The 26621-nt window shown below is 44.8% G+C and carries 25 protein-coding genes; 14 read left to right on the top strand and 11 right to left on the bottom strand.

Annotated elements, in window-relative coordinates; translation table 11 throughout:
- Positions 1 to 337 precede the first annotated feature (337 nt).
- From CLV42_RS13180 to CLV42_RS13190, 3 genes are all read right to left on the bottom strand, one after another.
- Positions 338 to 1078: a lysophospholipid acyltransferase family protein gene (locus CLV42_RS13180; RefSeq protein ID WP_106602377.1), complete on the bottom strand. Its 741-nt coding sequence runs from the start codon at positions 1076 to 1078 to the stop codon at positions 338 to 340.
- 157 nt (positions 1079 to 1235) lie between these two features.
- Entirely contained in the window at positions 1236 to 1973 is a 738-nt protein-coding gene (locus CLV42_RS13185; RefSeq protein WP_106602378.1) for a peptidase associated/transthyretin-like domain-containing protein, read from the bottom strand.
- Positions 1974 to 2075: 102 nt separating this feature from the next.
- Positions 2076 to 2645, bottom strand: coding sequence for a Crp/Fnr family transcriptional regulator (locus tag CLV42_RS13190; RefSeq protein ID WP_106602487.1), 570 nt, complete (start codon positions 2643 to 2645; stop codon positions 2076 to 2078).
- A gap of 93 nt (positions 2646 to 2738) precedes the next feature.
- On the opposite strand from CLV42_RS13190, the gene CLV42_RS13195 reads away from it, so the two are divergent.
- The 3 genes from CLV42_RS13195 to CLV42_RS13210 all read left to right on the top strand — a co-directional run bounded on the left by CLV42_RS13195 (position 2739) and on the right by CLV42_RS13210 (position 4929).
- On the top strand, positions 2739 to 3482 hold the full coding sequence (locus CLV42_RS13195; RefSeq protein ID WP_106602379.1) for an SDR family oxidoreductase: 744 nt from the start codon (positions 2739 to 2741) through the stop codon (positions 3480 to 3482).
- 273 nt (positions 3483 to 3755) lie between these two features.
- Positions 3756 to 4505 carry a M57 family metalloprotease gene (locus tag CLV42_RS13200; RefSeq protein WP_106602380.1) on the top strand — a complete coding sequence of 250 codons (750 nt, stop codon included), beginning with the start codon at positions 3756 to 3758 and terminating at the stop codon, positions 4503 to 4505.
- Positions 4506 to 4680: 175 nt separating this feature from the next.
- Complete coding sequence (locus tag CLV42_RS13210) at positions 4681 to 4929, top strand: hypothetical protein (protein WP_089836878.1); 249 nt, start codon at positions 4681 to 4683, stop codon at positions 4927 to 4929.
- 20 nt (positions 4930 to 4949) lie between these two features.
- On the opposite strand, the gene CLV42_RS13215 is transcribed toward CLV42_RS13210, so the two are convergent.
- Together CLV42_RS13215 and CLV42_RS13220 are read right to left on the bottom strand one after the other, a co-directional pair.
- A complete protein-coding gene (locus tag CLV42_RS13215) occupies positions 4950 to 5747 on the bottom strand; it encodes an SDR family NAD(P)-dependent oxidoreductase (RefSeq protein ID WP_106602382.1) in 798 nt (265 codons plus the stop codon).
- An 18-nt stretch (positions 5748 to 5765) separates the two neighbouring features.
- Complete coding sequence (locus tag CLV42_RS13220; RefSeq protein WP_106602383.1) at positions 5766 to 6581, bottom strand: helix-turn-helix domain-containing protein; 816 nt, start codon at positions 6579 to 6581, stop codon at positions 5766 to 5768.
- A 205-nt stretch (positions 6582 to 6786) separates the two neighbouring features.
- Here CLV42_RS13220 and CLV42_RS13225 point away from each other — a divergent pair, with 205 nt between their 5' ends.
- The 4 genes from CLV42_RS13225 (at position 6787) to CLV42_RS13240 (ending at position 9627) form a co-directional block, all read left to right on the top strand.
- Positions 6787 to 7221, top strand: coding sequence for a MarR family winged helix-turn-helix transcriptional regulator (locus tag CLV42_RS13225; protein ID WP_106602384.1), 435 nt, complete (start codon positions 6787 to 6789; stop codon positions 7219 to 7221).
- An 11-nt stretch (positions 7222 to 7232) separates the two neighbouring features.
- Positions 7233 to 7736 carry a GNAT family N-acetyltransferase gene (locus tag CLV42_RS13230; protein ID WP_211303439.1) on the top strand — a complete coding sequence of 168 codons (504 nt, stop codon included), beginning with the start codon at positions 7233 to 7235 and terminating at the stop codon, positions 7734 to 7736.
- A gap of 11 nt (positions 7737 to 7747) precedes the next feature.
- A complete protein-coding gene (locus CLV42_RS13235; protein ID WP_106602386.1) occupies positions 7748 to 8179 on the top strand; it encodes a hypothetical protein in 432 nt (143 codons plus the stop codon).
- A 107-nt stretch (positions 8180 to 8286) separates the two neighbouring features.
- Positions 8287 to 9627, top strand: a complete 1341-nt coding sequence (locus CLV42_RS13240; RefSeq protein WP_211303440.1) for a BamA/TamA family outer membrane protein — start codon at positions 8287 to 8289, stop codon at positions 9625 to 9627.
- 12 nt (positions 9628 to 9639) lie between these two features.
- Here CLV42_RS13240 and CLV42_RS13245 read toward each other — a convergent pair whose 3' ends face one another.
- Positions 9640 to 10518, bottom strand: a complete 879-nt coding sequence (locus CLV42_RS13245) for a serine hydrolase (RefSeq protein WP_106602387.1) — start codon at positions 10516 to 10518, stop codon at positions 9640 to 9642.
- Positions 10519 to 10626: 108 nt separating this feature from the next.
- Between CLV42_RS13245 and CLV42_RS13250 the strand changes: the two genes are divergently transcribed.
- The 3 genes from CLV42_RS13250 (at position 10627) to CLV42_RS13260 (ending at position 14293) form a co-directional block, all read left to right on the top strand.
- Entirely contained in the window at positions 10627 to 10848 is a 222-nt protein-coding gene (locus CLV42_RS13250; RefSeq protein ID WP_106602388.1) for a hypothetical protein, read from the top strand.
- A gap of 266 nt (positions 10849 to 11114) precedes the next feature.
- On the top strand, positions 11115 to 12959 hold the full coding sequence (locus tag CLV42_RS13255; protein ID WP_106602389.1) for a glycoside hydrolase family 2 protein: 1845 nt from the start codon (positions 11115 to 11117) through the stop codon (positions 12957 to 12959).
- 278 nt (positions 12960 to 13237) lie between these two features.
- On the top strand, positions 13238 to 14293 hold the full coding sequence (locus CLV42_RS13260) for a hypothetical protein (protein WP_106602390.1): 1056 nt from the start codon (positions 13238 to 13240) through the stop codon (positions 14291 to 14293).
- A 206-nt stretch (positions 14294 to 14499) separates the two neighbouring features.
- On the opposite strand, the gene CLV42_RS13265 is transcribed toward CLV42_RS13260, so the two are convergent.
- Complete coding sequence (locus tag CLV42_RS13265; RefSeq protein ID WP_106602391.1) at positions 14500 to 15069, bottom strand: Crp/Fnr family transcriptional regulator; 570 nt, start codon at positions 15067 to 15069, stop codon at positions 14500 to 14502.
- Positions 15070 to 15091: 22 nt separating this feature from the next.
- Complete coding sequence (locus CLV42_RS13270) at positions 15092 to 15316, bottom strand: DUF2798 domain-containing protein (RefSeq protein WP_106602392.1); 225 nt, start codon at positions 15314 to 15316, stop codon at positions 15092 to 15094.
- A 120-nt stretch (positions 15317 to 15436) separates the two neighbouring features.
- Between CLV42_RS13270 and CLV42_RS13275 the strand changes: the two genes are divergently transcribed.
- From CLV42_RS13275 to CLV42_RS13290, 4 genes are all read left to right on the top strand, one after another.
- Positions 15437 to 16129: an LA_2272 family surface repeat-containing protein gene (locus tag CLV42_RS13275; RefSeq protein ID WP_146154377.1), complete on the top strand. Its 693-nt coding sequence runs from the start codon at positions 15437 to 15439 to the stop codon at positions 16127 to 16129.
- Between the two features lie 28 nt (positions 16130 to 16157).
- Positions 16158 to 16859 carry an LA_2272 family surface repeat-containing protein gene (locus CLV42_RS13280; RefSeq protein ID WP_106602394.1) on the top strand — a complete coding sequence of 234 codons (702 nt, stop codon included), beginning with the start codon at positions 16158 to 16160 and terminating at the stop codon, positions 16857 to 16859.
- Between the two features lie 138 nt (positions 16860 to 16997).
- Positions 16998 to 17366: a hypothetical protein gene (locus CLV42_RS13285; protein WP_106602395.1), complete on the top strand. Its 369-nt coding sequence runs from the start codon at positions 16998 to 17000 to the stop codon at positions 17364 to 17366.
- The gene (locus tag CLV42_RS13290; RefSeq protein WP_106602396.1) at positions 17363 to 18625 is read left to right on the top strand and encodes a hypothetical protein; all 1263 of its coding nucleotides are present in this window, start codon (positions 17363 to 17365) and stop codon (positions 18623 to 18625) included. The genes CLV42_RS13285 and CLV42_RS13290 overlap by 4 nt, the downstream gene beginning before the upstream one ends.
- A 65-nt stretch (positions 18626 to 18690) precedes the next feature.
- Here CLV42_RS13290 and CLV42_RS13295 read toward each other — a convergent pair whose 3' ends face one another.
- The 3 genes from CLV42_RS13295 to CLV42_RS13305 form a co-directional block, all read right to left on the bottom strand.
- Entirely contained in the window at positions 18691 to 20472 is a 1782-nt protein-coding gene (locus tag CLV42_RS13295) for a RagB/SusD family nutrient uptake outer membrane protein (protein WP_106602397.1), read from the bottom strand.
- A 23-nt stretch (positions 20473 to 20495) separates the two neighbouring features.
- The gene (locus tag CLV42_RS13300) at positions 20496 to 23681 is read right to left on the bottom strand and encodes a SusC/RagA family TonB-linked outer membrane protein (protein WP_106602398.1); all 3186 of its coding nucleotides are present in this window, start codon (positions 23679 to 23681) and stop codon (positions 20496 to 20498) included.
- Positions 23682 to 24112: 431 nt separating this feature from the next.
- On the bottom strand, positions 24113 to 26548 hold the full coding sequence (locus CLV42_RS13305) for a bifunctional YncE family protein/alkaline phosphatase family protein (RefSeq protein WP_106602399.1): 2436 nt from the start codon (positions 26546 to 26548) through the stop codon (positions 24113 to 24115).
- Positions 26549 to 26621 lie beyond the last annotated feature (73 nt).

Here is a 26621-nt window from a genome sequence, read left to right on the forward strand (position 1 = left end):
TATAGCGATGGCTATACAAAGTGCCTGTAATGCTATAGTAGAGAGCCTATAGGATATAGCCTCCACCGAATGTTGGGGAGAGGTCGGGCGAATGAACTCCGAAGGAATGTAACAACCTGATACTTTTTTAACAAGGCATTTTTAGCCCCGGATCGCCGATTGGAGTATTAACTGATTGTTTAACAGTTTATTATGTTTTTATTCCCCCTTTTTTCCTGGGAGAACAAGCAGAGAAGAAGCGGAGAAGACGCAGCGAAGACGCACAGGCAAAGCATAGAAGAGGCGATAAAATAGTATCACCATAGTAGTGCTGACATGTCAGCATAGGTGCTCGTTACTAATGTTGCTCAATATGCTCCCACATCGTTTTAAACACCCTTTCTTTCAATAATTGCATATCTTCCTCACTATTTCCTTCGGGATATATTGGAGGCAAAAAATGGATATCTATGGCGTGCGGAAGGGCATAGAAAAACTTGCCGGGAGGCAATATCTTCCGGGTATTAAAAATAACTGCCGGCAGAATGGGACGCCCGGTTTCAACGGCCAGGATAAAGGCGCCATCATAAAAAGATTTGAGGGGCTGATCTGTTTTATTGCGGGTACCTTCAGGATATAACAGCATGTGTATCCCCTCCTGCAACACTTTTTTCATTTCAGGCAGCGTTCTTTTACGGCTTTCCGGATCAGTTCTGTCTACCAGCACGGTACCCACCTTGTACATGATACCAAAAATAGGCGCCTTTTCAAGTTCCTTTTTACCCAGGCTTTTGCTGCCTGCCGGGATGGCATAGGTCGTAGTGTGGATATCCATCATCGAGTTATGATTGCAAACGATGATATAGGGGTCTTTTGATCTGAAATATTCAACTCCCTTTCTACGCACCGGGCAGAATATCAGCGGCATGTAAACATGCATCCAGGCACGGCCCAATGCCATAAAATAACGGATATTACGGGGAGACGGTAGCAGCGATACCAGCCACATAGGCAGTAGCATGATTAGCATAGTACAAATAAACAGAAGCAATGCATATGTAGCGTACAACCTGGCCAGGAGATTCTTAAGCCATTTCATAGTCTGTAGTAATTATTCTTTAGTCCCTTTTGGTACATAAATATAGTGACTATCCGCTATATATGGCAAGCCTGCATGTATGATTTTGATCATAGCTGCTGATCCACTCCCGAATCTGTATAGATGGCTTTTTGATGAAAGAGGACGAAGAGATGAATCATAATTGAGGATGATCCTGTTTCCATACCTGTTGGAAATAGCTGCCCGAGTCCCGGATGTATTTGTAGTATTCGTATTCAGTGTCGAAGTTCTGCAGCATTTCATACGTAGGACGGTATTCTACCATAAAACTATCCAGGGCGGGCGATTGTAAGCCTGTCAGTTTTTGTATCAGCACCTTGTTAAACCGGTGATCTACGTATTTCTCGTGTTCCAGCACTATAAGATGTTCTCTGAAGGCCTCCATTCTTTTAATCTTTCTCATGCTGAACAGGGCATCCAGGTTAACACCCACGCCACCACCTGCGGAGGAAATATATTCCGGCGAAAAATCAAACACCTTGCGGTACTCTTCCCGGTTGGCGATAGAGTCTAACTGGTAACTTTTCCTTTTTTCCTGGATCTCTACGGTAGGGAGTGTAGTGACATCTACATGCAGGCTCATATCAAAGGCACGGTTGAGCGGCGCCTCCTTTACAGGGATCTTCATCGTGGCTTTGCCCAGGTACGAAAAGCTGATAGAGTCGGTGAGTGGCAGCCTGATAGTATAGCGTCCCAAAGAATCAGTAACAGTGCCTGCGCCCGAAGTACTCATCACGCTTACTCCCGACAGTCCGTAACGGGCAGAACGCTCATATACCGTTCCGTAGATAGTACGGACCTGTGCTTTGGTGATCCCGGCCAGCAGGACCAATACCACAAACAGGGCTATTTTCAGGAAGAGGCTATTATTCATTTCGGGAACAATCTAAGACAGGAGTAATATATAAGCAAGAATGAGATAAATATTAACATTTCATTTTAGATGAACGGCCGCCTGAAAAGGACCAACGGGGTATTAATGTTTCCTTCTGATACGGCTCAGCGACTGGGGCGTAATGCCCAGGTAAGAGGCAATATCGCCCAGCGGTACCCTGCTGGCGATGTCGGGCTGGCGTTCCAGGAATAAACGATATCGCTCGCTGGAATCATACCCCAGATAGGCATTACGGGTATTGATCTTCTCCAGCAGGGTCTTTTGGATGGACTGGTCGATAGCAGTTTTCAGTGCCGGATATTGCTCATACAATTCCATCAGTGCTGCACGGTCTATACAAAGCACTTCCGCATCGCAGGCAGCCTGGATCGTTTCATGTGCTATCACCTGGTTAATAAAGCTGTTCAGGATAGTACAGAAACGGTTTTCGCTTGTGAAGAAATGTGTTACTTCATGGCCGTTCTCATTTTGCACCAGTATCCGGAGTATTCCTTTACATACAAAGAACAATTGTCTGCAGATATGATCTGATTGAAACAAGGTAGCTCCCTCTTTATATGTGCGGTGTTCAAAGGCATCCAGGATCACGCCCTGGTCGCTTGCTGACAGTGATTTACCAAGTTGCAGATGATTGAGCAGCTGATTGTCCATGTAACAAATATCGGAATTGAAATCGTTTTTTACCATTTGTTAAATAGTCCCGTTTGCGGGCTTCGGACCTTTGATGTCTCAAAACAAAGAATTATGGAAAGTCAACAAACAAACAAAACGGCATTAACAGGAAAGAGGGTAATTGTATTGGGCGGTAGTTCCGGAATCGGACTGGCAACAGCCATCGCGGCTGCTGCGGAAGGCGCTAAGGTAGTTATTGTATCTGGCAATCAGCAGCGTATCAATGAAGCGCTGAGTGGGCTGCCAGCAGGTAGTGAAGGATATGCAGTAGATCTGTCGCAGGAAAGGAACATTCAATCTTTCTTTGAACAGATCGGTAGCTTTGATCACCTGGTATATACAGCCGGTGAAAACATTGTATTGAACACCATGAGCGACATCAACCTGGAACAGGCGCATTCCTTCTTCAATCTGCGTTACTGGGGTGCTTTGGCGGCGGTAAAATATAGCGCGCCGCACATTAACAAAGGTGGTTCTATCAATCTTATCGGTGGCATTGCCAGTCCGCGGCCCAATACAGGATGGGGGATAGCCGCCAGCATCTGTGGTGCAATGGAAGGCTTCACCAGGGCAATGGCGGTAGAGCTGGCACCTATCCGTGTGAACCAGGTATCGCCTGGTGTTATCAGGACGAATCTGTGGAACAGTATGTCCGCAGAAGACCGCGACAACCTGTATACCTCAGTAGGAAATTCCCTGTTGGTAAAACGTGTAGGCGAAGCGGAAGATATTGCACAAGCGTTTCTTTATATGATGAAACAACAGTTTGCCACAGGGCATATATTAACGGTTGACGGCGGCGCAGTACTGATCTGATCGTTTGCTGCTTCTTCCTTCTTTTCTATTCTTCCGGAGATTTAATATTTAGCATTACCGGCCGGTAATAATTTCTACTGATATCCTGCCACAGGGAGATAATTAAAAGTCTTTTAATGATAAAGAAATATTTGTATTATTGTTAAAACCCTGATCTGTCAACCAAAATCTAAATCCGTTTTCAAAATCCTATATATACGTAAAACGTACTGAGAGCACTATTGTCGTCTTTATTCATTACCCTAATCTTTCACTTTAAAACCCAAATGAAACATGAAGAACATGCTTTTCCCCCTATTGCTATTGTGTATTTGTTTTGCAGCCTGTAAGAAGTCGGCCGACTTACCAGCAGGTGATCCGCAAACTGAATATGACAACGCTAAAAAAGTACTGGCCTACATCCATGACCTGGGATTCCCATCCGACAAGATTGTTGAAAATGCGAATGAATTTATTGTAGAAGAGGATATCATATTCCCTAAAAACATGCAGGTACCTGATGCGAAAGTGAAAACAGAACAGTTCTATACCGGCAGTCTGGTGTCATCAGGTAATGTAACAAATATCCGCCTGATGGTAGATGCCTCTATGACTTCTATGCTGTCAGAAATTAACTCTGCTATTGCACAGTGGAATGGTGTAGCTAATTGTTCCATTAACTGGACGGTGGTTACCTCCGGCACTTACGATGTATTGATCACAAACAGTAACCTGGGATCAGGTGTTTGCGGACAGGGTACTTTCCCTTCCGGCGGAAGAGCAGGTAACACGATCCGGATCAACAAAGCACAGATAGCAGGTAACAGCTTTGCACAACGTGCGCGCACCATCTGCCATGAAATGGGACATAACGTGTCCTTCAGACATACTAACTGGTCTGCTATTGGAGAGTCCAGCGCTACACCTGTTCCTGGCGTAGGCGGTACTGACGCTTCTTCCATCATGAACGGCGGACAGTGTGGCAGTGGTGCTACTGTATTGTCTACAAAAGATAAACAGGCAGCATCGGCTTTATACCCCTGATAATATAACTATTGAACATGTGAGAAAAGCCGCTGTACAAGCGGCTTTTTCTATGATATGTACAGCATCAGCATTGGTGACCGGGCATTTCTCTACGGAGGCGCCCGCTGTGTTTTGCGGATCATTGTAAATGAACAGCGTAACCTGTAACTTTGTCTTTCTAAAATGATTAACCATGGACAAGAGAGAAACAATCCCCACCGGCGGTACTTTTTACCCTATAGTAAAAGAACTCTTCGAAAAGAAACAGAAGGCAGGCATTCTGTACGATGATAATGGTGTGACCCGTGCCAACGGTCTGATAGAAAGTCTTTTTGAGCGCGATGGTCATCAGTGGTTAAAGCTGGAAGATCAGACAGAGATCAGGATTGACAAGTTGTATGCTGTGAATGGTACCTTCTCTTCTGATTATTCTGAATGTTAAGATTGTCTGTCTGTTGCTGACTAGATACTACGAACGGTGCCTCCATCTACACGTAGAAGTGCCCCGCTGATATAATCCGCATAAGGACTGGCGAGGTAGGCGACAGCAGCGGCTACTTCTTCCTGCCGGCCAAACCTGTTGGTGTCATTCGGTACAATGTCTTTAACTGCATTACGTTCGATAGCTGCTAAATCTGTTCCCCAACCTCGTTGGGGCGCGGCATTGCGTAGCCATTGCTCAACACCAGGGTTCATAATCGCGCCAGGCGCGACAACATTTGAAGTGATGCCTGTTCCATTAAGTTGCCTTGCCAGCGATACGCTCATATTGTGACGGGCAGCAAGGCTGGCATTATAATGTGGTAAATCATTTATAGGCTGTATGCCTAGTCCGCCACCAATATTGATGACCCTTCCCCATCCTTGTTTTTTCATATCCGGCACAAATCTTTGAATCATGCGTACATAAGACACTACATTGACATTAAATACCTCCATCCAATCGACGCATGTTGTATTTGACCAGCCTGTGTGAGCATAGAACCCTGCATTGTTTACCAGGATGTCTACCGGGCCGGATTTCAGCGCACTGTTTGCCACCATATCAGCTCCCTCATCAGAAGAAAGGTCACCTAACACTGCTTCTGCGCTGCCGCCACTTTCAATGATGCTGGTTACTACTGCAGTTGTACGATCTGCATTTCTGCCATGCACAATTACATGTACGCCTTCGTCTGCAAGCATTTTTGCAATGGCTTCGCCAAGGCCAGCGCTGGAACCTGTTACCAGGGCCCGCTTTCCCGCTAATTTGTAATTCATAATATAAATGTTTAAGTATTAATCAGTCTTTTTTGAAGGCGCGTTGCCAAACGCCTTTTTATAAGCGAAAGAAAAATGTGAAAGATCTTCAAACCCCAGATCCAGATAGATCTCTGAAGCTGTTTTTCCTTTCTGATGGATCAGATAATGGGCTTCTTCCAGTCGCTTTTGTGTAAGCCAGCGACCGGCAGTAGCATTAAAGGCTCTTTTGAAGTCTCTTTTAAAAGTGGACAAACTGCGGCCGGAAAGGAACGCCATTCGATCCAATCCAACATTATATCGATAGTGTGCATTCATGAAAGCAATCAGGTCAATTTTGCCTGGATCATTAAAATCAAACAACGCACCTCTTAAGAGTGGATTCGTTTGCAGGAGAATTAATGTGAGCTCCTTCGTCTTTAGCGCAATGATCTCTTCATTATATTTACCTGTTGCTCCCAGGTAAGGTGTCAGACTATCAATATAACTTTCCAAATATCCATTTGGCTTTAGCAGTTCTATGTCCTTGCCTATGTAGATCTGGTGTATAGCGCCACGGCTGGAAGTTGCCATTTCCTTCAACGTACCCTGGTCAATATGGACGGCAATTGATTTGAAGCCCTGTTGTCCGGCACGTTTCGCTGATTTAGTCAATTGGTTTCTTTTAAAGAGTCTATAGTCTCCCGCTTTAAAAGTGTATAGATGATTACCTGACCATACTTCATGGAAGCCGGCAACGATATAACTGAATATATGATCCGTAACAAAAGCCTCATTTTCCAATAACTCCTTGTCATAGTTATTGACAAGGATACGGGGCCCACTAAGGCTATTCATATATCTGTCGGCTGCCATTGATTTAAATTAGAACACAAAGTTCGCGACTTTAGGTCTTCTTCAGTTTGTTGAATGGGTCAAATTGGTTTGTTTAAAAGGTCAATGGAATAATTGTTCTCTGCCTATATTCTTCCTTAAATTATTTAATACTAAATAGTGGACTTTGTCCACTAAGTATCCTATATTCGCATTGAATTCACAGATAAACTTATAATCAGAAAAAATGAAGGACACTAAAATAGCGGTCCAGGAGATCCGTGCGTTCAACCGTTTCTATACTGACATCATCGGACTGCTGGATGCGCATTTGCTGAACAGTGCTTATTCGCTGTCGGAAGTGCGTACCATGTATGAAATATATACAGGTAAAAGTGTACAGGCTTCACAGATCATGACGGCCATGCATATTGATAAGAGTTATCTAAGCCGCATATTAAAAAAGCTGACCCAGGAAGGATTGATCTCCAAAACACCATCAGAGGAGGATGCAAGGGCATCATTGATCTCTTTGACAGAAGAGGGATTGAAAGTGTTTAAAACACTTAATAAAGCATCAGACGAACAGATAGATGGACTGATCAGCAGCCTGTCTCCAAGGAAGCTGGAGCAACTGGTAAATCATATGCAGGCAATACAGGAGATATTACAACATAAATAATTGGGAATGCTATGACAACTACAATGAGTATAAATGATATCAGGCTGCGTAACGAGCTGTTACCGGGAGATCTTGGCTATGTAGCTTACCTCCACGGGTTATTGTATGCAAAGGAACGCGGTTATGGGCTTAATTTTGAAGGTTATGTACTGGATGGATTAGGGGAGTTCGCCCACCGGTATGATCCGTCAAAGGATAGGATCTGGATCTGTGAACATGAAGGGAAGATCATCGGTTTCCTGATGGGATTAAACAGGGTAGATAGTGTGCAGTTGCGCTACTTTATCTTTTTGCCGGAGTACAGGGGAATAGGATTGGGGAAAAAGCTGATGAATGAATTCATCAGTTATATGAAGGAGATTGGGATTACTAAGGCATATCTGTGGACGACGAATGAGCAGGAAGAAGCGATTGCATTATATTCACGGTATGGTTTCACATTAACAGAAGAGAAGAAGTCGAATACGTTTGATAAGGAGCTGGTCGAGAGAAGGTATGATATGGAGTTAGTTTAAAATCTGTCCTAATGAAACATTTTATTACTTGTAAATTCTGTGGGAAAAGAGTGACCGTGCTTTTAAGCAACATTGTCCTACCCGACTTTCGCGGACTCGGAGGTGAGCCATTGTTGGCAAGCGGCCAATATTGTATTGATTCAGACGGCGATTTTTACATCGCTATTACTGACAAGCATGGCCTGAAATATCATCCTGATGACAATAGGATGATAGGCTGTTGTGGTCCGAGCAATGAAGGATTACCTAATCTGATCTGCTCTTGTAAATCGGAAATAGGCAGGGAGATAAGCGACTGTAATACTCCTCATTTCATTCGACTCTTTCACGAAGTAGCCAGTGTAAAGGCCGATCATAATGGTGGGCTTGAGGCGATTCTATGCTCAACGATTTCAGACGAAGAAAAGACAGCATTAGAAATTTTATGGCAATATGGTCAGTAGAATTTGCCATGAAAAAAGCAGGCCCGGCACCAGACACTGGCATTTAATGAGCATACTTGGTTTGAAATTTGTTTTGATCCTATCTGTAGACAAAACAACTTCAAGCTTTGCTAAACCGTAGAGAAACCCATATCCGGATAAATAGCCGTGCGCTATGGCGTATCTTATTATTGGCAGCCTTTGCCATTATACATGGAACTGCCTATAGCCAGGTACAAGCTCCTGCAGACACGCTAAAACGGGATACTGTACCAGCGCCCGCTCAAATACGGGCAGAAGAGAACCTGTTCGAGCAATTTGATCTCGGAGACCTGGCGAGATATATTTTACATCCGAAGAGACCGCCGGGGCCGGCAAGAACACGTTCCGGTATTATTGTCATTCCCAATATAGCCTCTAACCCCAGCATAGGCTCGCAGATCGGTATTAAGGCTGTTGCAGGAAAGAAGCTGGGCGGTGATCCCAGGACCCTTCTTTCAGTAGCTGCAACATCTGCATCCATTACGACAAAAGGTATTATATATTTTTACATCTCTCACAATGTGTATACTCCCGGCAACAAGTGGAACCTGCAGGGAAGCCTGGTCGCTGCCAGAACCGTGACGCCCGATTTCGGACTGGGTATAGCGAATGAAGGAGGGAAGAGTGAAGCCGACATTATACTCGCCAATGCGGCACGCAAACCCCGTGCGGTGAAAGGGCAGTTTTATAACTTCAGGGAGAAGGTCTATAAAGAGGTCAGCAAGAACCTTTTCGTAGGGATGGGGGTGTCATTTGACATCAGGCGCAGACTTGAAAACAAAGACACTACCACTGACCTGACGCCATTCAATATTTACAGCGATCGGCACGGATTTCCAAGAGATCACTATATGGCGAACGGATTGCTGCTGAACATCCAGTATACCACCCGTGACAATCAGAACCGTGCATATAAAGGCATGTATATAGACGCTGGTTTCCGTGCGAACCAGACCTGGATGGGAAGTACGCGAAGTGGATTGCAGTTCACAACAGATTTCAGGAAGTACGTCAGTCTTTCCGCCCGGAACCCGGCACATGTAATCGCATTCTGGAACTGGGGCTCTTACCTGCTCAGCGGAGCAATACCTTATTTCGAACTGCCCGGTACAGCCAAAGACCCAGGCTCACGCAGTGGCAGGGGATATGTTGTAGGTTATTTCAAAGGAGAGAACTACAACTATTCAGAGGTAGAATACCGCTTCCCGATATTGAGGAATAACTTTATCAGTGGTGTGGCTTTCTTCCATCTACAGACTGCCAGCGATGAAATAGGCTCCAAATTGTTCCAGACATTCCGTCCGGGAGGAGGTGCCGGGTTGCGGATACTGTTTAACAAGCATACGCGTACCAATCTTTGTCTGGACTATGCCTGGGGACAATATGGTGCCAGAGGGTTCTTTCTTGGTCTAAATGAGGCGTTTTAAGGCCAAAATGGGTTAGGACCTCTTCGGGCGTCCCGAAGGCTCAAAGTACTCCCATAAATACTTCGAAATCTTCCTGATCAGATTCTCTGCCTCATTTTCATCTGTCCAGCGCTGATCTTTGTTATTCTTTGTGCCTACATAGAACACATAATCCCCATGCGGGGCATTTACCAGTATCACCTCTGACCTTGAAGCATCTACAGAACCTGTTTTGTGTGCCGCCTGCACATAGGGAGGAATCTGGGAAAGCCCTGTTTCATCGTAGTATCCGTGTGTCATAAGACGGTACATCCGCGCAGAAGCTGCTTTACTGACAATTTCCCCCTGCCGGATCTTCACTACTAACTCCGCCATCTCACGTGGGGTGGTCATGCCCCAGCCATATACATTCCTGATATCCTCACGTCCAGGTGTACGGGAATTCACCCGGGTAACGGAAAGACCGTATTGTGCCATCAGCTCATTAATACGCTGTCCGCCGCCGGCCAGTGCCTGGTTCCATAAAGAAGAGGTATTGTCGCTGTACGACATCATCAATGCCAGCAATACGCTGAGATCTGTCTCAGTACTGTCTTTGAAGAACTGCATCAATCCTGAGCCACCGTATTTGATAGAATCCCGGTAAATGAGCGGCTGATGGTATGTCAGTTCCCCTTTCTCGATCTTATCAAACACACCCACCAGGATGGGGATCTTTACAATACTGGCCGTGGGGAAGATGGTATCTTCGTGAATGCCCACATAACGGCCGGTTTTGAGGTTCCGGACGTAGATGCCGATATCTCCGTTGAAGCCCTTAATGAGTTCCTGCAATCCCTTTTCAAGTTTGCGGTCTTGCTGTGAGAATGCCAGTGCAGGAAGAAGCATGAATAAAATGAGGAACCGGTACATGTTTTATATCGACGTTTTCTCTAAGATATAAAACAGTACCGGAAATTTCCTCAAAAGATCAGACCATTGCTGGCGCATATTTTGTGACATAACTGCTAAACGGGTGTTATGCTTACGAATTCCACTTTCTCAGTAATAGCCGTCACGGCGTACCTGTTACTGTATTGTATCCTGCTACAGATCGAACATACACAATGGATAGCTGTCCGTATGTTCCTTTTCTCGCCGCTGCTGGTTATATGGATGGTGTATACCGTATTGAAATACGGCGTATACACCGGCCGGGAACTGGCAGAAGATGAAGAATACGGTTACCAGGATAGGATATAGACAGCAAAACTATTTGATATCAGTTTGCTGCGAAGCAGCCTGGGAATGGGCAAGACAAATTTATACCATAAGATCAGATAACTGACAGAAATGTCAGCCGGCGATGTCGTACACACTATCCTGTTGAAGAAAGCGGTTTATGCTATGTCCTTGGAAAACACCTATACAGTTTTTGCAGGAACTGAAGCAATAAGGAAACCACTATAGATTAACCAAACATTTGAGTAAATTCAAGCTTCTAACAACCGAACTCTAATAATCAAGAAATGAAGAAATTATTATCCTGTTTTGTTGTGTCTCTTGGCATAGCATCCGCTGCAAACGCCCAGGGAACACAATGGCACGTTATTAAAGAAAGAATTGTAACCCGATGGGCAACTCAGGTCGATCCAAAAGCCCCGCTACCAGAATATCCACGTCCGCTACTGGTAAGAAGTAATAACTGGATAAATTTAAATGGTCTCTGGAGTTACGCTATTACGCCGAAGTCGCAGGCGGAACCTACCAATTATGAAGGCAACATCCTGGTACCTTTTGCAGTAGAATCTGCTTTATCAGGAGTAGGCCGCAACGTTGGAAAAGATAGTTTGCTGTGGTACAGGAATACCATCAGCATTCCTTCTTCCATGAAGAATAAAGACATCCTGTTACATTTTGGTGCGGTAGACTGGCAGACAGAAGTGTTTGTAAACGGAAAGAGTGCAGGTAAACATGAAGGTGGTTATGATCCATTTTCTATCAACATTACATCGTATCTGAAGAAAGGTGCAAAGCAGGACATCACCGTACGCGTATGGGATCCTACGGATGATGGTCCCCAGCCTGCCGGCAAACAGGTGGTAAAACCTGAAGGTATCTGGTATACGCCTGTAACGGGTATCTGGCAGACAGTATGGTTGGAAGCGGTGGGTAAATCATATATCAGATCTACAAAAAATACACCTGATATCGATAAACACACCATATCAGTGGCTGCAGATGTAGAGAACCTGCAGGAAGGCGATAACCTGAAAATTGAAGTATTAGACGGTATTACAGTGGTCGCGCAGCAGCAGGTAGGCGCTAGAGAAACTGCGGTGATCACGGTTAACAATGAGAAATTATGGTCGCCTTCAGCTCCTTTCCTGTATGATCTGAAAGTGACGCTGGTACGTAATAATAGGCCCGTAGACGAGATAAAAAGTTATTTCGCCATGCGCAAAATATCCATGGCGCCCGATGCTAATGGCATACAGCGCATGCTGCTGAATAATAAATTCCTTTTTCAGTATGGTCCGCTGGACCAGGGCTGGTGGCCTGATGGTCTGTATACACCGCCTACTTACGAAGCTATGGTATATGACATTGACCAGCTGAAGAAAATGGGCTTTAATATGATCCGTAAACATATCAAGGTGGAACCAGCTACCTATTATGCCTATTGCGATAAGGTGGGTATGCTGCTGTGGCAGGATATGCCCAGTGGCGACAGAGGTAACGGATGGGAGAACCGTCCGGGCATATTGGATCATGGAACTGACAAAAACCGTACACCGGAATCAGAAGGGTATTACCGCAAAGAATGGAATGCCATTATAGATGCGCTGTATAACTATCCGAGTATTGTAGTATGGATACCATTCAACGAAGCCTGGGGACAATTCAAAACAACAGAGATCACCGAATGGACGATGAAAAAAGATCCGTCAAGACTGGTGAACAGTGCTAGTGGTGGTAACTTCTATCCTACAGGACATATCATTGATCTGCACAACTATCCTCATCCTGCTATGCCGAGACCAGACGTGTTTGGTCAGAAGCAGGTGCTCGTATTGGGAGAATTCGGCGGACTTGGATTACCACTGGAAGGCCATACCTGGCAGAAGAACAAAAACTGGGGATACCAGTCTTTCAAAACATCTGAAGAGATGTTCAAAAAGTACGAGGCCTTCACTGAAAGGATTGCTCAGCTGATACCCCTGGGCTTATCTGCAGCTGTATACACACAGACAACCGATGTTGAAGGAGAGGTGAATGGTTTTATGACATACGACCGTCAGGTAGATAAAATGCCTGTTGACAAACTGCACGAGGCGAATGTGAAATTGTATGATCCTGCGCTGGTGAAATAATTCACTTGTCCTGATGATAACACACTATGTTAAAGAACGCTTTAACTGCTTTTTTTATACCTGGAACAACTGTAGCTGCTAAGGCTACAGTTGTTGATCTGCCAGCCTTGCCTTTCAGGCCAGATACTGAGTAACGCATTTCAAAAAGCACTGACAGAAGTCGGTGCTTTTTTTCGCCTGTATCAATGGCAGCATTTACTTAAAACCGCAGATTTACTGTATATTGACTACTCAATTGAAATGTTTTTAGCCGGACAATAATGATAAAATCTATACCCATGCATTTATCCAAAGAAATTTACCGCGATGATCATTCGAGCAATACAAAACAGATATTCTATAACGACAAAAAGCAGGTAACCGGCATACTGGAGACCGGAAAGAACTCCTCCGGGGGACATGGTCTTTTGAGTGTCTATGCATATACCGGGGATAACTACCGTATAATTAAATACGATCATGAAACAAAAAGTTATGCTGCTTTTATTGCCAAAGGCCATACGATACTAACTACAGGTAACTGGTATGCTGTTGATGAGGCATTTTCCACACATGAGTATAAGTTTGAAAATAAATTGCTGGTGGCCGAGCATTATCATAACGCCCGCCATGGTACGAAAGAGTCTGTGACTTACACTTATCAGAATGGATTGAAAGTATCGGAAACTAAAGTAACGGAAGACGGTACTGTATTGAAAACTGACTATCTCTATAAGAACGGTATACTGCAATCAAAGCTTTTGCTTAGTAATAACCGGTTTTCCGAACAGATCATTTACGTCTACGGGAATGACGAAGTATTATTGGAAGAGCAGCGGTTTTATAAGCATAAGGATACGCAGTATATGGCGTCCCAGAAGAAATTCTTCTACAATGCGCAAAAGGAGGTGGAGAAAACCGAGTATTATGGCAGATACGATGGCAAAATGGTGCTGTATAGAAGGGAAGAGGCCATCCGTCAGGGAAATACACTGACTAAAAAAGAAGCGTCTGTTTCAGCTATTGAGCATATGATTGGTTATTATGACCTGGCAGCACTACACGAGACGCTGAAAGAAAGAGGTATGGAATGGGCTATCCCGACATATGACAAAAGGTATGCGGAGACTGCTACATTTGATGCGCAAAGTTGTACTATTGAAAAGTATGATGACAAGGGAAACGTAACCGAAATTAAGTATGTGGATCCTCATAGCCGGGAGACATTTGGCAGCGCGTTTTTCCGGAATGAGTATAATGAGAAGTCGCAGTTGGAGTTTACTATTAGCTATAGAATAGTGGATGGGGGAAAAATGGAAGAGAGCAGTATCAGAAAGTTTTATTACCTGGATTAGGCGGGCTGCTTTTAGTTAATCTGGTTGACTAAAGAGGGGCTTGATAGCGGTGTTTTAAATGCCAACAGGGGTATTTTTTCCCGAGATGCGTCGTGTATACGTCGTGTATGCGCCGTGTATGTCTCGGGTATATCCCGACTAACCCTGTAAAAGCAAAAGGTCCCTTTCCGGTCCCTATACTGCAGGGGCGAAAAGATAAACAGCCATCAGACTTTAGACTTCAAACGGCTTAATGTCTCCTGTGAGATATTGAGGTAAGAAGCAACCATTTTATTCGGCAGCCTTTGTACAATGGCAGGATTGCGTTCAAGTAACTGGCGATAGCGCTCTACAGCATCCAATGTGAGAAATGACATCAGACGCCTGGTATTAGTAACGTAAGCATGTTCTAAATAACTCCGGTAAAACTTTTCCCACTGTGGTATAATATCCAGTAAATGAAAGAAATCCTTATGACTGATATAGAGCAGTTCAGTATCCTCAACGGCCTGAATAAATTCCTCAGAAGGTTCACCAGTAGTGAAACTCATTAACGCTGTAGTAAACTGGTTTTCAAATGCAATATAACGGGTGGCATCCTGTCCGTCTTCATTGATAAAATATACCCTCAAACAACCTTTGCCAACGAAATAAGATCGTTGGCTGGTTTGTCCCTGTGCTAACAGGAGCTCATTTTTTTTCGGCTTCAATGGCTTGTAGTAAGAGAGGATAGTCGTTAATTCCTCTTCACTAACCTTGATCTTTTCTTTGATGTAATTAGCCAGTTGTTCGTACATGCAATCGTATTTCCTGCGCAAATTACGACTTTGCCGTGACCCTTTCAGCTAATTTACGTGCATTGGGAATGATGATGAAGGCCGCCAGATAAGCAACAGGTACCATAATGCTCCAGGCTTTCAGGAATTTGATGAACCAGTCTTCACCGAAACCATAATTACGGATCAGCCCTACAAATGCCATGATCAGGGTCATGGGAATGACTACGAAGAGTGTGTTGATGTACTTGAAATGTCGTTGTTTCATTGTTGTTGTTTTTAATTAACGCTGCAAAGTTGCATTAGCCGTAAGGGTTAAGATTTGATCTATGTCAAAAAATTTGAATTTCCGGCCAAAAGGGCTAAGTTTGATACTAAACCTATAACTATGCCCAGGCCCACTTTTCTAACTCTTCTGTTTGTGGTACTGTTCCCTATACGCTCATTCGCAGAAACTGACTCATTACCAGCAAGATATTTAAGCATCGGATCGAAAAAGGCAGGGATCTGTTTCGGTAATTCACCTGTATATACCGGGTTTAGATTGAATGGATTGAATAAAAATGTCAGCAGATTAAATGGGGTCGATCTCACGCTGCTTAACGCGGACGGAAAAAGTGCGTCTAATGGTATTTCGCTTGCTGTCGGCGCTAATGCGCAGTATCAGAATAATGGTCTTGCAATAGGTGGTCTTTTGAACGCTGTAAACCGTGAAAATGGTATAATGCTGGGACTTTTGTATAACGTAGGCAACCGGCTTAACGGGATGGGGGCTGGGATACTTTTTGTCTGCGATACGGTGAATGGATTCGCCATAGGGGCATGGGAAGTGGCCAGAATGGATTCATTAGGCGCTATCAACGGGATGGCCTTGGCTATTGGCGGGACGATAACCGGGACGATGAATGGATTAGCCGTTTCCTTAGAGAATCTCTCTGATAAGCATAGGGGCCTGGCTATCGGTGTTTATAATAATACAAAACGATTAAAAGGAATACAAATCGGATTTTACAATATAGCGCTGAACAATCCTAAAGGATTTAGGCGCCTACCGTTGATCAATATGCATTTTGGGAAGTAACGGCGTTGATAAAAATAAACCTATAACTATGCCCAGGTCCACTTTCTTAACCCTTCTTTTTGTACTGTTGTTCGCTGTCCGGGCGTTCGCAGAAACTGACTCATTACCAGCAAGATATTTTAGTCTTGGATCGAAAAAGGTGGGTATCTGTTTCGGTAATTCACCTGCTTATACAGGATTCAGATTTAATGTGATGAACAAAAGGATCAGAACATTAAATGGGTTCGATTTTACATTGCTTGACGATGACGAGGATGGAAAGAGTAATGGTATTTCAGTGGGTATTATTGCGAAAACACAGCATCAGAATAATGGCCTTTCCATTGGCGGTATCGTTAATGCTTTGGACAGAGCAAACGGAATAATGGTGGGCCCTGTTATCAGTAGAGTAGGGAGGTTGAATGGAATAGGAATTGGGAGCGTGCTGATTCCCGATACATTGAATGGATTGGTAATGAATACTTTGTTATTGGACAAACATCTCGCGGATTCGGCGCGAAGCGTTATCCGTGGCGTGGTAGTATCTGTTTTCAGAATAGATGTAGGCAAGATGAATGGAATAGCTATTTCCATATATAATCGTGCTCAGGCCCATAATGGACTTGTTGTCGGTGCTGTTAACAAGAGCTCCCGCTTGAAAGGTATACAGATAGGATTATACAATGTGGCTTTAAATAATCCCAGAAGATTGAGACGGCTGCCCTTTATCAACATGCATCTCGGAAAGTAATATAAGTTTGATAACAAGAGAATATAGTTACACCCCCTATGAAAAATACAAACTAGTTGGTATTTTTCATCCAGCTCAAATCTGCCATCTTTGAACAAGTAACTGCTTTAGTTACCCGAACCCCATAAACCCCAAACTATGGCAGATCAAACTACGCTTGATACCCTCTATCTGGTGAGTGATACAGATAAAAATGTTTCACTGGAAATTATTATTGGCGATGTTGGACAGACCGCCAGCAGCCTGATTGCAATTGATCAGGAGGAACCTAAAGACCACGAAGGCTCCCTGTCAGAAACTCCTTTGGGGACGAACAGAGAGTTGAGTAATAAAGTCCTGTTTATCACTACGACTATCACGGATACATCTGAATTGTCAAATTTTACGGAGATGATCATCCGCCTGAGAGGAGGACTTGTTTTCCGTGAGTTCCATTTGTCTAAAACAGTTGAAGAAGATCATCAGTCTGTTCCTTATGCATGTCGAATTAAATTCCTGAATGTATGATCCTGAAAAAATTATTCCTCGTTCTCTGCACTGTTATGGCGGTCGCGCAGGGTTACGCACAGGAAAATGAAAATGAAGGTACGACGCTGGATCTCCTGAAGGCGCCCAGTTCACCTGCCTCTAATCTCCTCGGATTTGCCACTTCTGACGTGGATAAACCTACCGACATTTCTGCTTTGATGATGTCACTGCAGTCGGCAAGCGGTTCGTTTATGAGATTGCCATCCAGTTATGCGGTCGATCTGGCGCCGTACTTTTTGATCAACAAGAAAAGTGGGACTACAACAACAGAACTTAACTCCGGAAAGTTTGCCGATGTGTTCAGACAGACCTTTGTCATTTCAGTTGCTATTAGAAACCCTGATTCTACTGCGAGCGATTTTGTGTCCACAAGTACTTACGCTGGTCTTGGATTTAAATTTTCGTTGGTACGCCCAAAATATAGCTACAAAGCAGATATGGCATTGAGAAGAATTCATGTCTTGCAGAAAAGTTTGAATAAGAAGAATATGAGAACCCTCCAGCAGTTGGAGACAGATACAGAGTTACGTGAGTTAAGGAATAAAATGGAGGAATTGGCAAGAGAAGCAGTGCGGACAGGTCATCTTGAATTATTGAGTGATTCTACCAACGAGTTTCACAAGGTAGAAAAAATGGCAGGGGAAAAGTTGAAGGAAAAAATGGCAGCTGATTCAGCTTCCAACTTTGGTATCGAGACTGAAGAATCAAAGGAAGCTATTACCGAAGAATTACAAAAGACAGCAGCCTCCTTCGATGGTACCCGTAGCGGCTTTTCCTGGGAGGTAGCCGGTGGTATAAGCGGCGAATTCTTAAACAAACAATTCAACAATTCCCGTGTACACAATGCTGGCATCTGGACAACATTGGGTTACACTACAGAGAATGGTCTTGCTATATTAGGCCTGGTCCGCTTTCTCCATAATCCGGAAAAGATCTTTGCAAAGGATAACGAGTTGAACAAAATGGGAAGTATTTCTACGCTTGACGGAGGCGCCAGAGCCGTCTATTCTCCGAATGGCGGACGATTTAACTGCAGCATTGAAGGCGTGTACCGCAGTGTACTATCTTCCAATACCATCGATCCTTCCTGGAGATTGATCTTCAATGCAGATTATTCCATCTTCAGAAACCAGAAACTGACTTTCTCATTTGGACGGAACTTCGATGGTATCATCGCAAAAGATGGTAACCTGGTAGCCGCACTTACACTCATCGCCGGCCTGGGAAATAAACGATAATATCGTTTTATATAGAACAAAAAAAGGGCGTGTCAGATCAGCTTTGACACGCCCTCGTTATTTCCCTAATATCCCGGATTCTGTGTGACCCGCGGGTTGCGGTCTATTACATCCTGTGGAATAGGATTCAGGTACATCTTCGGAAGAAATACATGCGGATGGTTCAAAAGCACTGGCTCATATTTCCATACGCCGCTGTTATTCTCCGGAACAGTGTTTGTGATCTTCATGCCGTGCCGGTCATGAATCAGCACCTGTTCTGCTGTTTTCCAGCGGATGAGATCATAGAAACGTTTGTTCTCAAAACATAATTCTACACGCCGTTCCTGAGAAATAGCCGTACGCATCTCATCCTGGCTGAGTGATGCAGGCAAGGCAGGAAGGCCACCTCTTGCACGCACCTGGTTTACTGCATCGTATACGCTTGCATCTGGTCCTACTGCTTCATTTTGTGCTTCAGCATATCCCAGCAGGATCTCCGTATAACGGTAATAAATGAAGTTGGCACCGCTGATAGTACCGCCGCCAGGTCTTACCAATGGATTCAGCCTTTTCTTGAAATAATAGCCTGTATTGCTCACATCATCCGTTCCAAAGTCTATCTGGTTTTTCGATGGATGTACCTTATCGATGCGGGTATAGATCGTATCCTGTTTATCCATCCAGGTCATTTTATAAGGAGCGCCATCATATACGATCCACTGATAAAACCTGGGTTCTCTTCCGACATACGGATTTTGAGGGTTATAACCTGATGCTGGGTCTTCAATACGCTTACCATTAGCCATCCGGAACTGGTCTACCAGCTCTTGTGTGGGATTGTAATTACCCCAGGTATAATAAGCACCATTGATCCATACCGGACCACCATATTGTTCGAATGAAGAACCCATAGTAACAGCCACTACCTGCCTGTCCCACAGTACTTCACTATTGTATTCATTGGCCTCATACCATAATGCTGAGAGATCGGGGAATAAGCTATAAGGATGTCCATTACCATATTGATCGATAAACTGTTTAAGCGTAGCCGCTGCAACAGCCCACCTGTTTACATCAAACTGGCCATAGCCTGCCACATGATACGGATCGACGCCAACGGCTGGTTGCGCTGTATTGAACGCCGGACTGGCAGCATATAATTGTATCCAACCTTTTAAAGCGAGTGCCGCACCCAGTGTAGCGCGACCTGCATCGGCGTCGCCATGGTTGTATTTAGCAGACAGATTACCATTACGCACGACAGTGTCCAGATCACTGGTAATGAAATCTACTGTCTCTGCGAATGTGCTGCGTGGATAATAGAGCTGGCTGCTATCGCCGTTGCTACGGTCAGGTACAGTGGTGATAATGGGAAGTCCGCCCAGATGCATCCAGAGCTCACTATAGAAGAATGCCCGCAGGAACCTCGCTTCGTCCAGGCGTTTCTTCCTCCATGTTTCGGAAAAGTTGGTGGCATAAGTCTGCACCTTTGCGATGAAGGTATTACACTTCCTGATGGCTGTAAAAGTAGCAGGCCAGTTGGTAAGATCTCCTGATCCTGTAATGCCACCCCATACTGTATAGTCTGTGCCTGCAGGAGATACAATACCCTGCTTCCAGTTATAGGAGGTGTAGTAGAAACCCGCATCATTGTCATCAGTGAAATTATCCAGGTTTTCCGGCTGATTCCAGTAATTGGGCAGAGCGCCATAAACATCATTGAGGAAGATATCGGCGTTACCTTCCGACGACCACTGCATTTCATCCGTCAGTTTTGTTTTGTCCGTATTCTCCAGGAAGTCTTTGGTACAGGAGAAAAACGGCATCAGTATGATGAGCAGTATGCAATATATTATACGTTTCATAGTAAGTCCTGTTAACGTGTGATCTAAAAAGTTACATTCAATCCAGCTACATATACCTTCTGATTGGGGTAAGCCACTTCGCCATCAGTATAGCCTACTTCGGGATCCATGAAATTCAGTTTGCTGATGGTGAATACATTCTGTCCTGATACATATACACGCACAGATTGCATCTTCCAGCGCTGTGTCAATTGCGATGGCAAGGTATAGCCCAGCACAGCAGTCTTCAGACGGAGTAAGGAAGTACTTGCCATCCAGAAATCAGACGTCTGTGTATTGTTAGCATAGGGGGATTGATTCGCCCTTGGATACTTCGCATCCTGGTGATCGGGCGTCCAGCGGTGGTTGTAATATTCATACGCGGAATTACTGTTGTTATTATTAAAAGGAATGGTCTGGAAGCCAGATATATTAAAGCTCGACATGGCAGAGCCCTGGAAGAATAAGCTAAGGTCCAGCCCTTTCCAGGAAGCTGTTGGCGTGAAACCATAAGTGATCAGCGGATAGGTAGGATAGCCGGTATGGATCTCATCATTGGCATCGATCTTCCCATCCGGTTTGCCATCCGGACCGCTAAGGTCTGCATACTTAATATCGCCTGGATGCAGGTTACCGAACTGTATGACATTATAACCATCCGCAGGATTAATAACCCCATCATTATTTTTATCATCTGCAGTGGTGAACAAACCTAATGCATGATAGCCGAAGGGAGTGCCCAATGCCCTGCCTGTACGGCTCCTGTTAGGATTATTATGCGTAGCGGAAGTCTCGAAGATCTGCAGCATCTTATTACGGGCATAACTGAAGTTACCACTGATGCCTACGCGGAGGCCATTGGCAAACTGGTGATTGGTACCGGCAGTAATTTCAATCCCATGGTTTTGCATAATACCTTCGTTCTCGTCAGATAGACTGAGGCCGTATTCGATAGGTATAGTAACGGCAGGAGGGAGCAACATGCCCGTCCTTCTTTCACGGAAATAATCTACTTCAAGGTCCAGCAAGCCATTCCATAAGGATGCTTCAAAACCGATATCAGTTTTGGTAGAGATCTCCCAGGTGATGTTCCTGTTGGCTTCCCGGGGTACAAAGGACCCCTGCACCATGGTACCATTGCCCCAGGCATAGGCATTGCCGTACAATGAATATCCCTGTAAGTATTGGAAAGAGGTACCCGCCAGGTTACCGGATTTACCCCATGATCCTCTTAGTTTCAGATAATTGATAAACGGCAGCCTGTGCATGAAGTTTTCACTTGATACTACCCAGCCCAGGGACACCGCAGGGAAATAGCCCCAGCGTTTGCCTGGCGCAAAATAGTAGTGGCCATCATAACGTCCGGATGCTTCTACCAGGTATTTATTGGCATAGCTATATCCCACACGATATACAAAGCCGATCTGGCTACCGGTAGAAGAAGACCCACTGTTATCAAAATCGTTCTTATTGGAGCTTCCCATACTCAGTTCATCGATGCTCACTCCAAAATTATTCCTGCGTGCAGAAAAGGCGCTGGAATCGCTGTCGCGTGCTTCCGCTACCACCAGGCCTGTGATATCATGTTTACCGAAGCTGCGTTTGTAATTCAGATAGCCTTGATAAGTAAAAGTTCTTTGTTGGGCATACTCCTGGTTCAGCCATGTATAGGAGGCGGCATTACCCTCCGAAGTGGAGACCTGCCTGGTATAACTATAGGGTGTTGTAGAAAGGTTCTGGGAATAGAAATAGAACGGCGTATGCCACCCTTTGCGGGTCGTCTGCATAGGGTCAAAGCTGAAGCTTCCCTTGATGCTTAAACCGGGTATAAAAGGCAGTTCCTGGTTTACCGCAATGGTCGACAACATAGTGCTCTTATTGTCCCGCTGATATCCTGCCTTCAGGATACCGATAGGCGAGTTACCGGCAAATTCTCCCCATAGGCCATTACTGTAACGCAGGTTGGCGATAGGAATGAATTTGTAGCCACTGCGGAAAAGTATGTTGACAGTTGTGGCGGCATCCACAGAACGGGTCTGCTGGAAAGCGCCAAGCATAGAAACATTCACCGTAGTGGTTTTGGTGGCCTGTATATCCAGGTTTATGGCATAGTCGTACCGTTGATATTTAACCGGGTCGAACATACCTGCCTGGTTCAGATAGCCCAGTGATACGAAATACTTTACCGAAGAGGCACCACCGCTCAGCTGTAAGGAGTAGTTCTGCATAGGAGCATGCATCCGTACAAGGTCTTTGGTATTGCTGATAGGGTATTTGTCAGGATCTTTTGCGTTGAGCTCCGCATATTGATCTATGAGGGTCTGGGCATAAGGTAACTGTGCACCGGTAGGGTTCTCGTTCAGATAGGCCTCATTGTGCAGGCGCATATAATCCTGTGCATTCAGCATCTTCGGATAATAGGTGGGCGACTGTACGCCGTAATAGGCATTGAGCGATAACTGGGGCTGGCCGGCTGCCCCTTTCTTTGTGGTGATGAGGAGCACTCCGTTGGCGCCACCTAAGCCGTAAGGTGCTACGGCAGCAGCATCTTTCAGGACGGTGACAGAAGCTATGGAGCTGGCGGGTATTTCGTTGATGTTATTGCGGATAATACCATCCACTACAATGAGCGCTCCGTTGTTGCCGGTAGTAGCGATACCCCGGATGTGAATATCAGGATTGTCAGCTCCCGGCCGACCGCCATTCGGTCGCATACTGACGCCTGCTACTCTTCCCGCCAGTGAGTTGGAGATATTGGGTACTGTTGATTTAGCCAGTTCTTTACCACCCACTGTAGAGATGGCAGCAGTGGAGGATACTTTTTTCTGTGTGCCATATCCGATCACCAGTACTTCATTCAATCCGCTGGCACTTTCAGTTAGTGTGATTTCCAGCGTCTTACGGCCTCCCAGTGCAATTTCCTGCGACTGATACCCCATATAACTGATCTCCAGGATGGCCTTATCCGGCTCGGGCACCGGTAGTTGAAAAGTACCGTCTTCTTTGGATACCGTGCCGCTTGTACTACCTTTTATTTTGATCGTTACACCGGCAAGGAATTCCCCTTTTGCGTTTCTGATAATGCCTTTTAAGTTGGCCGCCTGCTGAAAAGAATGGACAACAGGCACATACCTGGCATAGACCGGTATCCGGTTGCAAATCAGCAAAATAAGCAGCAGGATTGAGGACAGTCCCTTGCACAGCGGGGCGCCCCATTTGTTTGGTTTCATATGTTTTTCATTAAACGGTGGAAGAATACATACCGGTGCCCTGAGCCGTACCCGGCACGTTATTTTTCAGGTCAGGAATTGTACTGATAGGGCTATCCCTACATAACATGGAATGAGTTGTGTAGCATTACATCAGGTCATAACAATGTTTTCTTTGGTTGATGAACGATAATAAAATAACTAATATTCAATATCCGGTGGATTGTTTACATACAAAATTTTGGGCTTCACTTATCTCGTGGGTTATTTTCCGGGCGGGTCATTGATATCTTTAACGGGCGCAAACCGGGATGTAAAAGTGTTCCAATGACAATATAAAAATAAATAAAAAAAATTGATAAAGGGCATCCTATTCTGTCTGGTATTTTACAGCATAAGATGCCCTTATCAGGGTTCTGTTTACTATTTAATTGAATAGTTACGCTTTAGGATCAATCATCATCATCGTCATCACCTGATTTCTTCACCAGGTTTACAAAAGCAGCCCGTTTAGGTGCCGGGAAAGGAGTGCCTTTCAATCCACTCCACAATACCGTATTGAATTCCAGGTCAGGTACATTGTCTTCTTTGGAAAGATCAAAATGTTCGGAACGGCGTTGCCATTCATTTACAGCCACATTCTTTTCTTTAAGGTCTACCTGTGCAGGTACTGACTGGAAGGATGCATGACGGGCATCCGCTGAAAAACAATTCCACATCGGCATAGCCGCAGCATCATATTGGCTCATCGGCGGTATACCGAGTATGAGCTCCATTGTACGGAGCATGGAAGTAGTAGAGTACATCGTGTGATCCACATATCCCTGCTTTACAAAACCTCCTGCCACATAAGCAGTACTGCGGTGAGCATCCACATGATCGGCGCCGTTCTGCGCATCATCTTCAACCACAAAAACGGCGCTTTCCTGCCAGATAGGGCTCTTACTGAGATATTCGATGAACAGGCCTACTGCAAGGTCATTATCTGCCACATGTGCCAGTGGCGAACGTTTACCTTTGCGTAATCCTTCAGTATGGTCATTGCCCATACGCACCGTGTTGAAACGTGGTACCTGACCTATCGCCAACAGGGAATCAAATTCTCTTCTCCATTGATAGAAACGGGTGGTATCATATGTGTTCATATCCCAGCCTGTATAGTAGGGGCAATAATGATCTTTCAGCACCGGGATGTTAGGCCTTGAATTATCAGCAAATTCTCCATATGTACGGTAACTGATACCTGCGCGTTTACAGTGGTCCCATATAAATCCTTTAGGTGCATTGGCAATAGCCCGGTTACCTTCTGCATCATAAGAGCCGCCACGACCGCCATAGCTGGTAGGCCATGTTTTCTCCAGGTAGTCAGTTGCATAACCCGCCATACTCCAGTTGTGACCATCCGCGCTCACTTCTGCATCCACATAAAAGTTGTCCAGCAGTACAAATTCCCTTGCCAGCTTATGCAGGTTGGGAGTGATGCGCTCACCGAAAAGCACCAGGCTGGAATCGCCATTGCCTTCCTTCATGTCTCCCAGTACCTGGTCGTAAGTGCGGTTCTCCTTAATAACATAAAACACGTATTTAATAGGAGAGGAGGCGCCTGTTTTCATTGGAATAGGATTACCCGCTTCGCCTGCCGTAATACTCTCTTTCTCTTTGGTATAAGGGGTGTTCTTATACACCTGCTGTGAATAGACAGTCAGCTGTTGTGCTGTTGGCTCGGGAATAATGCTCATCGTGCCTTTGAACAGCCCTGCGATATACTGTACTTCCTTTGGCCGGTTCTTGTCTCCCGCCTGGTATTCCACATCTTCCTTTTTCCGCATCGGATTAGGACCAAAGGGATTCGCCATAGATGAGAAGCCCTTACCATTAGCCACATAGATCTTTTTACCGATCACTTTTACATTGGTAGGATACCAGCCCACAGGAATAAATCCTTTGCTTTTGCTGGCGCCCGGCGTACTTACATCAAATACAGAAAGACAGTTGTTATCTGCATTAGCGATGTAGATCGTTTTCCCGTTTTCGCTTAATGCCAGGCCGTTTGTAGTAGAACCGTTAGGCGCATTAGGATAGAGCGCCGTGTTCAGGGTTTCTATGACCGCGTTTTTAGTCAGGTCTATTACTGAAACAGCGTTGTCGTTAGCATTAGCAACATAGAGGTATTTACCATTCTTCGACATACAAAGATCATTGGGATTGTCGCCCACTTTAATCTCTCTCTGGAAAGTCTGTTGTTTTGTGTCGAGTATCAATACTTTATCACATCCCCAGCAGGTGATATACAGTAGCTTTTTATCAGAAGATAATAAGCAGTTATACCCTTCCCCGCCGAGCGGTAATTGTTTGATGATATTCTTCGTAGCAAGGTCTATGATATAAAGGGAGTTATTTTCCTTTGTCAGCACATATAGTAACTTCCTGCTGTCATCTATTTCAATACCGGAAGGTGAGATCTTTTCAGGCCATTTAGGTCCGAGGATAATACTATCCTTCAGCAACAGCTTACCTTGTCGCACCCCATACTGCAGGATGCGGTTATCATTCCCGCCGGAAGCATACAGGTTATTACCATCAGCGCTGAACTTCAGTCCGAACCAGCTTTTCGGGATCACCACAGCGTCCGTTACCTGTTGTGATTTTACGTCAATGAGCTGAATGCTCTGAACGCTTTGTCCGTTGTTAGTAACAGCCATGTACTTTTTAGAAGAAGACACGGCAATGTTCAGTGGAAGATCTCCCAGTTGTAAGTGTTCTCCCACAGGCGTCAGCGACCACCCATTGGGTAAATGAACAACGCTTGACTCCAGTTGTGCAGCTGTTTGAGCAAAGCTGGATGTGACGTGTAACAATGCAATAAGAAAAGCAACAATATTCCTCATAGTTTCCAATTATAAACCGGCAAGTTTGCAAAAATCAATGTGGCGATATGTTAAGTTACTGTTATCCTTTGAC

Origin of the sequence: Chitinophaga ginsengisoli, assembly GCF_003014595.1 — a bacterium.
GTDB lineage: Bacteria > Bacteroidota > Bacteroidia > Chitinophagales > Chitinophagaceae > Chitinophaga > Chitinophaga ginsengisoli.